The organism is Flavobacterium jejuense, from assembly GCF_006491595.2.
Classification (GTDB): domain Bacteria; phylum Bacteroidota; class Bacteroidia; order Flavobacteriales; family Flavobacteriaceae; genus Flavobacterium; species Flavobacterium jejuense.
Window position 1 is genome coordinate 24,722 of sequence record NZ_VEVQ02000011.1, and the last position, 13,969, is coordinate 38,690.

Annotated in this window: 7 protein-coding genes; all 7 read left to right on the forward strand. The window is 29.8% G+C overall.

What is annotated here, in order from left to right; genetic code table 11:
• Nucleotide 1: 1 nt before the first annotated feature.
• Genes FIA58_RS15535 through FIA58_RS15565 form a run of 7 tightly spaced genes read left to right on the forward strand, consistent with a single transcriptional unit; the run spans nt 2 to nt 13,957 of the window.
• Entirely contained in the window at nt 2–3,265 is a 3,264-nt protein-coding gene (locus FIA58_RS15535) for a baseplate J/gp47 family protein (RefSeq protein WP_140963435.1), read from the forward strand.
• Nucleotides 3,266–3,270: 5 nt separating this feature from the next.
• Nucleotides 3,271–6,297, forward strand: coding sequence for a hypothetical protein (locus FIA58_RS15540; protein ID WP_140963438.1), 3,027 nt, complete (start codon nt 3,271–3,273; stop codon nt 6,295–6,297).
• Nucleotides 6,298–6,307: 10 nt separating this feature from the next.
• On the forward strand, nt 6,308–9,307 hold the full coding sequence (locus tag FIA58_RS15545; protein WP_140963441.1) for a hypothetical protein: 3,000 nt from the start codon (nt 6,308–6,310) through the stop codon (nt 9,305–9,307).
• A gap of 13 nt (nt 9,308–9,320) precedes the next feature.
• Nucleotides 9,321–9,878, forward strand: a complete 558-nt coding sequence (locus tag FIA58_RS15550; RefSeq protein ID WP_140963443.1) for a hypothetical protein — start codon at nt 9,321–9,323, stop codon at nt 9,876–9,878.
• Nucleotides 9,879–9,890: 12 nt separating this feature from the next.
• The gene (locus FIA58_RS15555; protein WP_140963445.1) at nt 9,891–11,390 is read left to right on the forward strand and encodes a contractile injection system tape measure protein; all 1,500 of its coding nucleotides are present in this window, start codon (nt 9,891–9,893) and stop codon (nt 11,388–11,390) included.
• 17 nt (nt 11,391–11,407) lie between these two features.
• A complete protein-coding gene (locus tag FIA58_RS15560) occupies nt 11,408–12,526 on the forward strand; it encodes an eCIS core domain-containing protein (RefSeq protein WP_140963446.1) in 1,119 nt (372 codons plus the stop codon).
• Nucleotides 12,527–12,538: 12 nt separating this feature from the next.
• On the forward strand, nt 12,539–13,957 hold the full coding sequence (locus FIA58_RS15565; RefSeq protein ID WP_140963448.1) for an eCIS core domain-containing protein: 1,419 nt from the start codon (nt 12,539–12,541) through the stop codon (nt 13,955–13,957).
• Nucleotides 13,958–13,969 lie beyond the last annotated feature (12 nt).

A 13,969-nucleotide genomic window follows, 5' to 3' on the forward strand; every position in this document is an offset into this window, starting at 1 on the left:
AATGAAAAATTGTAATTCCATATTATCGATACATGAAGGCATAGGAACCACGCAAAAAGACCGAGTAAGACCAGCTTTACAAACCAGTTTTTTTCTTTTAGAGGAAAGAAGTGAAGAAAGTTTTCTATTGTTTGTACAACGTCTTTCTAAGTATGTAAAATTTTATAATGAATTTGATATTAATGATGGAGATTGGTCCAACTTTTTTCAAAAGGAATCTACTGCTATACTTATTTATATAGCTAGTTGGAATATTGAAATGTTAGAAAATACTTTTGAAGTTAAAAAAAATGAAATTTTTATAAATACCGATTTTGCAACCCAAAAAACTTTATTATTAGACTATTTCGAGGAAGTAAAAACTGTTTTTACTGATTTTTTAGACAGAGCAGCAACACTAGATGATGAAATTATTGAAAAAGAAAGTTTAGTAGCTTCTTCTTATGCAATCAAAGCGCAATTTATTTCGGTTTTTAACCAAATTAATGCCATAACTAATATTACTTCATTACTAAAAAATTATGTGTTTTTAAAAACAACCCAGCAACTTTTTGGTTTGCTTTTGTCTTGGAAGAATTATTCACAGAAAGCTGTTGCTTACCAGTTAGAAAATTATTCAAAACATACACCTCATTATGCTCTTTTTCTTTCTTTCTTAAAATTACTGTCGGTTGCTAAAGATAAGTTTAATGAGTTTACTAAAAATCATTTGGATTTTTATTACAAAGATGTTTTAAAAATTCAAAATAAAAATGCACAACCTGATTATGTTCATTTAGTGGTGGAACCTTTTAATACCAAGCCATTTTTACTACCAAAAAAGACTATTTTTTCTGCGGGTAAAAATGGGAATGGAAAAAACAAATATTATGCCTCAACAGCTGACCAAACTATTAATCAAATTAAATTAAACTCTTTTTTAAGTTATTACAGAAAAGACAATCACTTCTTTAAAGCCGATTTAACAAAAGTAAATGCAACTGGGAAAAGTTTTGATGTTTTTGCTACAAATCAAGAAGAATTTAAAGAAGGTATAATGATTGCCAGTCCGTTGTTGTTTTTACAAAGTGGCGAAAGAATTATCTCTTTGCAATTTAATAACAGCACTTCTTACAAAGCAAATCATTTTAATTTCTATATAACAGGTGAAAAAGAAGGAATTGAAATTACCCAAAAAGCAAACAGTAGTGGTTTTATAAAACTGACGATTCCAGCTACGGAAAAAGCCATTATTCCTTTCAATGCTGAACTGCACACTGATTTTTTAGTGGAGTCGCAATTCCCAGTATTGAAGATTATTCCTAAAACTAAAAACATACTAACTTCTATAGATAAAATCGAATTAAATGTAGAAGTCAATCAGTTCAAATCATTCGTCTTAGAATCAGATTTTGGAACTATTGACATAGAGAAACCTTTTTATCCGTTTGGCGAATTTCCAAAAAACGGCAATGGAATGAATATAAGTTCCAATGAGTTTTTTATGAAAAATAAAGCGGTTGCTACATTTCAAACTATCTCTCTTTTAAATAATTCTGTTATAAACAATGCCATTGCTGCAAGAAATAAAGTAACAGATAAAACACATGCTGAAACAAGATCTAATAAAGTTATAGATGAAATTTCACAACAAACAGAAATTACTAATCAAGTAGAAGAACTTGAAAAAACTAACATACACTATGTATCAGAAATAAATTGGATAAATGATAAAGTAACGGTTTTTCATTTAAATAAAGGACAATGGAAAGAATACTCAGATAGCTTAATCCCTATTACCAATACTTATCCTTTAAAAGAATATCATTTTGATGAGGTAGCAACTGATGAAATTGTTTCCAATGGGAAATTTAGAATTGAATTAGATAATCCAGCTTACAACGGTCAAAAATATATGGAAGATTATATTTTAGCCAGTCAAGATAAAAGCAGCATAACATTACCTTATAAGCCTAGAATTAAAGAATTTGTCTTTAATTATAAGGTTTCAGAAACCATTAATCTAGCCACAAGAACTAATGAAAAAAATCTAATTGAAATTTTTAAAGTAGTGCCTTTTGGGTTTGCCAAAAAGGAAAAAGGAACATTGCATTTCTCTACTTTAAATACTAATGAAGGTTACATTTATATTGGTTTTGATACTATAGAGCCTCAAAATGGATTAAACTTTTTAATACAGTTAGAAGAAGGAACAGCAAATCCATTACTAGAACCTGCTACAATTTCTTGGCAGTATTTAAGCAATAACCAATGGTTAGATTTTCAAGAAAATGAATTGGGTGATGAAACCTATTCTTTAACGCAATCTGGTTTAGTTAGTATTACTGTTCCAGAATTTAAAGCCAATACAAATACTGTTTTACCAGAAAATTTATTTTGGATTAGAGTATCGGTTTCTAATAAGCAAGCCATCTGTAAGTTTTTAGGAATTCACGTTCAAGCTTTTAAAGCGGTTCTAGTTGATTTTGAAAAAATTGGAACACAGTTCTTGGAAAACACTCCAAAGGAAACCATTACTAAATCCTATAAAGCTATAAACGGTGTTAAAAAAATAAAGCAACCTTACAATTCTTTTTTGGGCAGAATGACTGAAACAGACGATATTTTATACATAAGAACTAGTGAGAGATTACGTCATAAAAATAAAGCGATTACTAGCTGGGATTATGAAAGAATTGTCCTTGAAGAATTTCCAGAAGTATATCGCTTGAAAACTTTGAATCATTACCGATATGATACTACTTTATCCAACGTTTCTGCGGGTTATGTAACACTTATTCCTATTGCAAAAGTTACTGCTGCAGAGAACATTGCTTGGAAACCACTTTTAAGCTTGAATAAAATGCTTTTAATAAAAGAGCATCTTTATAAAAAGGCTTCACCGCATGTAAGGATAAATGTAAAACCACCAAAGTTAGAAAAAGTAATGGTACAATTTAAGGTGAAATTTCATAACTCACCAGGCATGGATACTCGATTATATATTGACCAATTGAAAGAAACAATCAATAGTTATTTGAGTCCTTGGGCTTATGAAGAAGACGATTTCAATTTTGCTAACGAAATAGAGTTTTCCTCCATAATTCAATTGCTAGACAATCAAACCTATGTAAATTATATCACTGATTTTAAGGTTACCCAATATAAATTAGACGAAAACAATGAAATCATTGGTAATGCCATCCAAAATCTAAATAAAATTTTACCACAATCCGATTTTACCTTATTTATTCCTACTGAAACACATTCAATTACTGAAATATAAATATCATGTCAACAGAATATTACATAGAAAAAGACAGAAAATTACTTCCTTCACAAGACTTTCAATACTTGTTAGGAGAAGGGTTCAAATATATTGAACAGTTTGGTTCTAAATTCTGGACAGACTACAATCCTCATGATCCTGGAATTACTATTTTAGATGTGCTTTGCTATGCCATTACAGAATTGGGTTATCGAGCGGATTTCGATATTAAGGACCTTTTGACTAGTAAAAACGGAAAAATTGAAAATAGTACATTTTTCTCAGCAGCAACCATATTTACTAATGCTCCTTTAACAGTTATTGATTATAGAAAACTACTTATTGATATTGAAGGGGTTTCAAATGCTTGGCTATTGCCAACAAAAACTTCAACCGATGCAAATGGTTATTTTAAACCGAATGATAACGAAACTTCTTTATATATCAATAAAATTGAAGATAAATTAAGTGTAAAGAAAACAGATAAAAACAATACTTCCTTACCAAAATTAGTACTGAGAGGATTAAACAAAGTTAAAATTGAATTAGATGAAGATCCTCTTTTAGGAGATTTAAACACTTTATTATTAGAGTTTGCTTTTTGGGAAAATAACCGTTGGGTTAATCTTAAAATAGTACCACAATTTACTAATTGGAATCATCCTGATGCACTATTGTTTAAAAAAATGAACAAGCCCTCTAAGATTACAATTGACAGTGTTAAGAAAATGCAAGATATTGTTTTTCTAGTGGTAAATAGAGCTAGTAAACCTTCTGATTCTTTACATTTTAGAATTTTTCCAGAAGATATTGCTGAAATCGATTTAGTAGTAAATCACTTTTCAAAAGAAAAAAATGTGTGTGAAGTCATTTCGTTATTCGAACAAAAAAAAGATAAAATACAAGACATTTTCTCTACAATAGCAGTTTCATTACATCAAAATAGAAATTTAACTGAAGATTATTTGTGTACTGAAATAATTGAAAAAGTAGACATAGGTATTTGTACCGATATTGAATTACAACCTGGAGTAGATGCTATTGAAGTAATGACGCAAGTTCAAATTGCAATTGATAACATCATCAATCCAAAAATTACTTTTTACACTTTAGCACAATTAGTAAATGAAGGATTTCACTCAGAGGATATTTTTCTAGGACCAAAATTAACACATGGTTTTTTAAAAGATGAAGAGGTTGCAAAAGCGCAATTGCCTAGTGAAATACATGCTTCTGATATTATTGCCGTTTTAATGGAGATTGCAGGAGTAAAATCGGTCAAAAATTTTATGATGACCGTTTATAATGAATTGGGCAAACCAATTGCAAACGCTACGAATGAAAAATGGATTTTAAAGCTTTCAGGAGAGGTAAAACCTATTTTCAATGCTCAAAAATCAAAATTGTTACTGTTTCAAAAAAGTATTCCTTTTTTACTTTCGGAAACCCAATTAATGTTGGTCGAACATAAAGTAATTTTATATAAAACACAATTTAATCAGAAGAAATTACAAAATACTAAAAACGATTTTGAAATAGAAAATGGTGATTATTTTGATTTTAATAGGTATTACAGCATTCAAGATGAGTTTCCTAGAAATTATGGTTTGGGTAAAAACTATGTTTCAGAAAAAGATACTCCCTTACGAAAAGCTCAAGCGAAGCAATTAAAAGGATATTTGTATTTCTTCGAACAAATTTTAGCTGATTTTTTTAACCAATTGTACAATGCTAAGTCACTTTTTGATGTGAAACCTATTACAAAGACTTATTTTCCATCGTATTTAGAAGTTAATCCTTTAACAGGTAAAGATTTTTATTCTAAAGAAGTATTTTCAGACGATTTAGAAGCCAAATTACTTACTGGAACAACAGCAGAAGAAGTTTCTCTTTATGAAACAAAAACAGCATTTTATGACAGGCGCAATAGAGTTTTAGACCATTTATTAGCCCGTTTTTCTGAAAGTTTTAATGAATATGTATTTATGATGTATCAATTATCTCAAACTACTTCTGGAATGGGTTCGATGAGTTTTGACAATGAAGATTTAATTGTGGATAAACAAAAATTTATTAATACTTACCCTGAAATAAGCAGTAATCGTGGATTAGGAATTGATTATTTGAATGCTAAAATAAATGAAACTACAAAAGTTTTAGAATTTGAATCGTTTTGGGATTCCAATCATAGAGGTGGTTATGAAAAACGAGTTGCAAAATTATTAGGAATAAATGAAATTCCGTTGCGTAATATTGTTACTGAAGAAGGGCCACAAACACAATGGACAGTAGAAACAGATTCGGGTAACTTTTTATTTAAAATTATTGCTCCTGGAGTTAATTTACCTGAAAAATGGGAATGGGCTCAGCTTCATTTTTTAGATCAAAATTTATATAAAATAGACAATTTTGGACCTAATTATTATTTGTATTTAGTAGATGGGAACAAGAAGATAGCCAAGTTGAATAAGAAATTTCTTTCTGAAACGGAAGCGTATGATTATTTAGTAAAAATGATAAGAATTATGAATGTTTACTATGAGAATTTTTATTGTTTGGAACACATTTTACTGCGACCTTTTAGCAACAGCACTTTTTCGGATGAAGATTTATTAACGGTTTGTTTAAATGATGATTGCGACGATGAGGCTAATAATGACCCTTATTCTTTTAAAGCCACTATCGTTTTGCCAGGTTACATTTCTAGGTTTAAAAATTTGATTTTTAGAAAATATGCAGAAAAAATATTTAGACAAGAAGCACCTGCTCATGTTTTATTGAAAATATGTTGGGTTAATGCTAGTGATATGCTTGGTTTTCAAAAAAAATATAAAAAATGGATTGAAAATTACAGATATTACAGACTCCATTTTTGCGAAAATACACTTACAAAAACACAAGAAACAAATTATATTAAATCATTGCACGAATTCATTTTAGCTTTAAAAGAGCTCAATACATTATATCCAGAAGGGAATCTATATGATTGTCAATTAAACGAATCAAACAATCCTATTATTCTTGGAAACACATCATTAGGAACATTATAAAAAAAAGATCATGGAAGCATATAACACCTCTATTTATCCCGTTTTTGAAGCCGATCAAGTGCTTAGTCAAAAAGAATTAAATTTCCTTGTAAGTCATTTAGAAGAACAGGATCGTATAACGCGAAAAAATCTAATTGGCTTAGGAATTGTTTGTGGATTAGATCTTTCGTTTTCTATTAAAAACAACATAAATAGTGTAACAATAAGCTGTGGAACAGCTGTAACTTCTTTAGGTTTTCAAATTAATTTTAAAGAAACTACGTTTACACAATATCACGATTTAGAACTCTCTGACCAATTTTTAAAACCAGACTATATAAGGGAACCATATTTAGATGCAATCTTTAAACATGCTTCCAAATATGAGGCTATTAAAAACTGTTTCGAATTATTAACTGCTGATGTTTCTGATGTTGATGTAAAGCCAATTCCAGCTAATTTTTTCACTGATAAATTAGTAATCTTATTATTAGAAGTTACCTTAATTGATCAAAAGAATTGTGTTACCACAAATTGTGATGATAAAGGGAAACGTATTGAATTTACTATTAGACCATTAGTAATTCCTATTAATGAAGTTACAGCAGTTTTAACTAAAGTGTATCAATTACCAGAATTATATTCTAAAGTTACGTTTCCTAGATACAATGTTCCTTATAAAAATATTATTACTGCTACAAATGTTCTTGATGGGTTTAGAAAAGTATATAAAGACAGTTTTTTAACAGAACTAAGCGATTCTATTGCTTCTGTTTACAATGATTTTAAAGAGGTTTTGTCAGAAGTAAGTAACTTAAATATTTTGGAAGACTGTAAAAATACCATTTCAGCAACAGTAGATAATTATAAAGGAAGTGTAAACTTGCAATATGTTTGGGATTGGATTGCAGACATAGTAGCTACTCAAAATGAGATTATTGATTTTAAAAAAATCAATCCTAGTTTTTGTTGTGTAGACGAAGGTTTATTTCCATTTCATGTAGTTCTTGGAGGTGATACAACTGGCAAATCGATTTTTAGAACACCTTTTATTAAAACTTTAAACGGAAGTAACGAAGAAAATGCAAAACTGAAAGAGTTGAACCTACTTTTTGAAAAATTAGTTCTTATTCTTACTTCGTTTGAAATTCCAAATCAAAATGTAATAAAAGTAACTCCTTCTTCTTTAGGGACTATTCCTTTAAGTGAAAAAGCGATTCCTTTTTATTATAATTCTATTTTAGATTTAAATAAAAAATGGAGTCCACAATTAACAGCAAAGAAAGAAAATAATACGATTCTTTCCTATCATTCAACAATTCCAAGCTATACTAATAAACCAGAAGTCAAAGAGCCCTTATTATTTGATATAGAACCTTATAACTTCTTTAGAATTGAAGGACATATAGGCATGAATTATAAAAAAGCTATAAATGACCTTAGTTTAATTAAAAATAGTTATGCTTTACCATTTAAAATAACAGCACTTAATGCAGTTGATTTTGTAAATAAAGAAGTAGATATTTTAAAATTTGATGGTCGTTGGGATGATTTAGAAACAGATTATGATTTAGCTCGAAAAAGAGTGTATAATATTACTGAATTTGTCATTAAATGGATGGATTTGAGAAAAAACACATTAGATGAAAATAATATTATTACTATAGAAAACATTAATAATTTTAAGAATATTTTATCACAATTAAAGAATTTGTTAACCAATGATTTAAAAGAATTTTTACCCAATTATAAATCTTTTTATGACATCTTTAAAAATCTAAATCATGTTTTTTTATTTCATAGATGGTGCATTCAATTATTTAATCCTAATCTATCAACTATTGCAGAAGATTTAATAGATAGATTAGATGATATTAACGAATTGTTTCTAGAGGATCCATTTACCGTTATTTATGAAGAAGCTTATCTAAGATGGCAAAAAACATATAAGGATTTATTCTTTTCTACATTCTTAAAAAAACATCCAGGAATAGAACATAAAGCTGGTGTTACAAAAGGAGGAACTTTTGTATTAGTATATATTGATACTTCTATTTTCAAAGCATCAAATCCTCCTTTAATTTATACCAATTTACTTGCTGCGGTTACAAATTATAAGGATAGTATTCCTATTGATGGTAATATTAAGGATGAGTTAATTAGTAGCGTGAAATTTGACGATTATAAATCTCAGATTAAAACAAAGCCAAAAGGATTAGCAATTGATAAATGTAAAGCAGAATCAGATAACATTAAGAATGATTTATTAGAGATTGCTAAGTATAATCTAGAAGCTAATTATACAGTTCAAATGAGCGATTATATTTTGGAAAACATTAAGGGAGTTTTACAATATGAAGTAGGCTCAACAGTTGAAAAAAATCCTTTTCAACAAATTATTATTGCTGATTTTTATTTGCCTTATGTGTGTTGTAGTGAAGGAAATACTCTGGAAGTTAAAATAGAAGTAAAAGAACCATTAACAATTTCTTTAGAACAGTCCAAATATTGTCAAACTGACGCAAAAGAATATGAGGTTAAAATTAAAGGAAAAGCTGGAGGAATTTTTACTGGAACAGGAAAAGAGGCTATTATTCAAAAAAGCGATAAATATTATCTTAAACCTAATCATGCCTCTATTGCAACTCCAAAACTATATGATTTGCAATATGAGATAGATGAAGAACTGAGTAATACAATCGAATTTGAAATAGTTAGCCCAAATGAATTGCAGTGGTCAATTAGTAGAGATGCGAATGAACCTAATGTAATTAAATTTATAAATGACACTACAAATGACACTCATGAATATGAATTCGATTTTGGAGATAATTCAGATATGATTACAACAAATGAAAATACTGTAGAACATACATTTGAATTTGATAACAATAGACAATTTACTATTACTATAAAACAACTAGGCGAGGTTTGTGAAAATATACAAACAATAACTGTTTCTCCTTTGGCTAGAATAGGCGATTTCAACAAAAACGACTTCAATACAAACGATTTCAATACAAACAAATAAAAATAATAGAATCATGGCAGTAAAAACAAAAACACAAATCATTGCAGATATAAATAGAAAAATCATTACAAATGGTGATATTAAAGCAGTAGATACAAATGCAATTTTAAGAGATATTTTAGATTGTAAAGAACTGAATGAACAATCAACAACAAACTTGTCCATTTTTAGTTTTCAAAGTACAACGCCCTTGATAGATAATAAAGGTGGAAGATTAAGTTATTCTTTAAGAGGTATAGTAGACTCATTTGTAAACATTACTTTTAGAATAGCTATTCTTGAAAATAATGTTAATAATCTTACTTTTTTACATAATGATGTGAAAATTTTAGAAGCATTAAAAACAATTATTGAAGACTCAAATATAGGAAGTGATATAGATTTCTTAGTAAAAATAAAAAGAAAGCAAAGTACTTCAACAAGTAATAAATTTAGAATTGGAAGTTTAAATTTTAATTGTACAGAAAAAGAATTTCTTATTAAAATTGAAAGCCAAGAATTAAATGACAATTTATTTAATGGTGATCAAATTTTTGCTTCATTCTCTATTCATTGTCCAAAGGATTTCTAAAAGTAAAAGATTATGCATCTGCTTCAACAACATACTTTTGATATTCATTGTTCGTCTCAAGCTTTTGGGAAAGAATTACATAGTCAATTGAGTTTGTTGTTAGAAAAAGAATTTTATCCAAAACTGGAAGTTTTATTTAATAAATATGACATTAAAAACAAGGTTTGGGTTATTGATACATTATCTATAGAAATACCAAATGTTTCCAAGAAATATTGGAAAACTGAAATTATTCAAAAAGGACTAACACAAATTGAAGATTATTTGAGAAAAAATAGAATTTCATACTCTGAAAACAGAAATGATGAGATGATAAATTCGAACAGTTTTTTTTCTAATAGTACTCATTCAGAATGCATTTTTTTAAATTTTTTAAAGACAGGAAGAATTATTGAAAATACAATCTCTAAAAATTTAGAAGAGATAATTTTAAAAATTGAGGTAACAGAAGTATTTATTGAAAGACTTCTCTTAAACTTGGAAACCAATCAAAATTGTTTAATCCGATGGATTTTTTCAGTTCCAGATTTTTTTAAAGAGATTGTTTTCAGAAAACTAAATAATTTTCCTAATGAAATAGCTGTTTTTTTAAATAAGATTCTGGATATCAATGACAAGGGTAATCATGAAACTAAACAAATTATAAAAAAAATAACTAAGAATAGTTTATTAAAAAAACAATGGATTGAATTAATACAATGGATGAATTATTTTCAAAAAAGATCCGTTTCAAAAGTAACGCTTGTAAAAGAGTTTATTCAGTTTTCAAAGGAATTTTGGGAAATAACAACCCATGATTTAAGCTTGATTTGCCAATATATTTATGAAATAAGTAGTAATTCATCAGACACAATTACGACAGAAATTAAAGATTTTTTTTCAAAAGTAGAAAACAGTATTCTAAAGAATTCTATACAGGAAAATAAATTTAAAACACTTGAAAACAGTAGTCTACAAGAAGGTAATTTGGCACTTAAAAACGGCAAAAACGATACCGATTTAGGAAAGGCACAATATATTAACAATGCAGGATTAGTGCTTCTACATCCTTTTTTGAAAGCACTTTTTGAACAATTGAATTTGTGTGAAAGCAATGGGAATTGGACCAAGAAAATAAGCCAACATAAAGCTATTTTACTTACACAATTTTTAGTTTTTGGAGAAGAAAAAATAAATGAAAGTGATTTAGTTCTTAATAAGATTTTATGTGGGTTTCCAATTGAGGCAGTTGTAAACGTAAAATTGAAAATGACTAAAGAGGAAAAAGACAAATGTAAAAGTTTACTGGAAGCAGTTAACGAACATTGGAAAGTAATGAATAAATCTTCTATTGAAGCACTCCAACAAACATTTTTACAAAGAGAAGCAAAATTAGAATTTGTAAGTGAAGATGAATTTGAATTATGGGTTGAAGAAAAGGGATATGATATTTTATTAGAACAATTACCATGGGGAATAGGCATGATACAAACACCATGGATGGAAAATTATTTAAACTGTCATTGGAGTTAAATTAAAGATGAATTTGTATGGAAAGAGCAATGTTACAAAGAGAAAATAAAACCACTACAAAAAGTAGTTCGTTTTTTAAACCAACCATTCAAAAAAAATTGAGTATAGGTTCGGCTAATGATTCTTATGAAGTAGAAGCAGATAACATGGCTAATAAAGTCATGCGAATGACTGAACCCTCACAACAAAATGTTTCACAAACAGGGTCATTAGTACAAAGAAAATGTACTGCTTGTGAACAAGAAGAAAAAATTCAAAAAAAGTCTTTAGCAGAAAATATAACCCCATTAATTCAACGCTCATCAAATTCTGAAAGTGGTGGTCAAGCACCCGGTCATATAGAAAGTCAAATAAATAGTTCCAGAGGAAGTGGAAGTAGTATGGATAATGGAACAAAGCATTTTATGGAAAGCCGTTTTGGTACTGATTTTTCAGAAGTAAAAATTCATACAGGAAGTCAAGCCGTGCAGATGAGTAGAGAATTAAACGCACAAGCTTTTACTGTAGGCAATGATATTTATTTTAATGAAGGAAAATATAGTCCAAATTCTGATTCAGGAAAGCATTTATTGGCTCATGAGTTGACACATGCCGTTCAGCAGGGTGATGGTATTGAGAGGAAGGTTCAGAAATATAGTCACGAGGATTGTGATGAAGCTGCAGATTTAAGGCCACATATTTGGCCAGCCGATCACTTGGCTAAAGCAATGGTAAGCAGAGCTATAACAGCATTAACGGTATCGCCTGTTAGTGCAACAACAGAAGCGCTTTTAGATAAATTTTTTAGAGATCATTCAGCCTCAACTGTCACTTCAGTATTAGGTGTTTTTAGAAGAATAAAGGCAGCTTTTGACGCAGATGATTATACTTATGAGTGTGAAACAGGTTGCGATAATGGGAATGCTTATACATATAGGATTTGGTCAGATATTCATCTATGTATGGACCATTGGCGTGGAAAAGCAAATAAGTGTCTTGCAAGTGTGATTATCCATGAGTTCTCACATTATTATGGAGGGACTTCAGACCATGTATATTTTACGGAATGTAATAGTATGACTGCGCCAGCTTCTCTTACTGTAGCACAAGCTGTAGACAATGCAGATTCCTATGAAGGTTTTGCCTATGATGTTTAAAATTTAAATGTAATGACCCAAGCACTTGTAAATAAAGAATCAAAATCAAAAAGAGTTAAAGCAAAGGCAAAAGCGTCTTTCTTTGCGCCTGCTCCTATAATTCAAAAAAAAATGAGTGTTGGTGCTGAAAATGATTCTTATGAGGTAGAAGCAGACAATATGGCAAATAAAGTGATGCGAATGCAAACGCCTAATCAGCAGAATGTTTCTCATACAGGGGCCTTAGTCCAAAGAAAATGTGCGGCTTGCGAAGAAGATAAAATTCAGAAAAAGCCATTAGCAGAAACTATCACACCCTTAATTCAGCGATTTTCTAATTCTGAAAGTGGTGGGCAGGCACCCAGTCATATAGAAAGTCAAATAAATAGTTCCAGAGGAAGCGGAAGTAGTATGGATTATGGAACAAAGCACTTCATGGAAAGCCGTTTTGGAACTGATTTTTCCAATGTTAAAATTCACACAGGAAGTCAAGCGGTGCAAATGAGTCGAGAATTAAACGCACAAGCTTTTACTGTAGGCAATGATATTTATTTTAATGAAGGAAAGTATAGTCCAAATTCTGACTCAGGAAAGCATTTGTTGGCGCATGAATTGACACATACAGTGCAACAGGGAAAGTCTAACATACGAAGACAACTTATGTGCGAGCCAGAACCAGATTTTGTTGATATGAGAGATGGAGCACCTAATGCTGCAACTTGTGGTGGACCATCAACTTGTCCTGCTACATTTTGTCAACCTTACACTAGTGAAAATCTAGCGCGACGTGAAAGAGATAGAATGGCTCCCATTTTATTAGCGGGAATAGGATTATTTGTAAATTCAAGAGTATTACCGTTATGGAGTACTTATCTTTTTGGAGGAAGTGCAACTCAGAACTTAACCAGTCAATTTGGTGCTGATTTCACAGCATCGCCTACCACTACGACTACAACTAGTTTTCTTATATCTGCTATTAGTAGAAACCTTTTAGCTTCACCTCCAAGTTTCCCTACAGGAGTAAATATGATTACGCTAAATTTATCTTCGCTTATTCCAACAGAAATAACAGCAATTAACACATCAGGTAACGCTCATGAAATGAATTTTAATGTAGTGAGTGATATCGCTGGAAATATTGCGGGTGGTATAGGAACTAATCAAACATCCTGCAGTTCTGGTGCACAACCGTCTCCTTTTAATGATGCAAGATTAGTAACAGGATCTATAATTGTAATAAAAAACAGTAGCAACAGTTTAACGGTTATTCCCTTGATAAATTATCAGGTCAAAGATACCATAGATTTATGTCCAGGAAATTGTGGATCGAGTAGAGAACAGATTGCGACTGTACCAATGTCACAATTTGAAGCTACTGGAATTTCAGGTGATGTTCCTTTTACTATTGATTTTCCATCTAATGCATTACCATTTACTTTAACATTACCATAATTTAAAATAAAA

Bases quoted from the DNA above. Each gene is read 5' to 3' on its own strand.
- FIA58_RS15535 (WP_140963435.1), top strand. From the start codon at position 2: ATGAAAAATTGTAATTCCATATTATCGATACATGAAGGCATAGGAACC.
- FIA58_RS15540 (WP_140963438.1), top strand. From the start codon at position 3,271: ATGTCAACAGAATATTACATAGAAAAAGACAGAAAATTACTTCCTTCA.
- FIA58_RS15545 (WP_140963441.1), top strand. From the start codon at position 6,308: ATGGAAGCATATAACACCTCTATTTATCCCGTTTTTGAAGCCGATCAA.
- FIA58_RS15550 (WP_140963443.1), top strand. From the start codon at position 9,321: ATGGCAGTAAAAACAAAAACACAAATCATTGCAGATATAAATAGAAAA.
- FIA58_RS15555 (WP_140963445.1), top strand. From the start codon at position 9,891: ATGCATCTGCTTCAACAACATACTTTTGATATTCATTGTTCGTCTCAA.
- FIA58_RS15560 (WP_140963446.1), top strand. From the start codon at position 11,408: ATGGAAAGAGCAATGTTACAAAGAGAAAATAAAACCACTACAAAAAGT.
- FIA58_RS15565 (WP_140963448.1), top strand. From the start codon at position 12,539: ATGACCCAAGCACTTGTAAATAAAGAATCAAAATCAAAAAGAGTTAAA.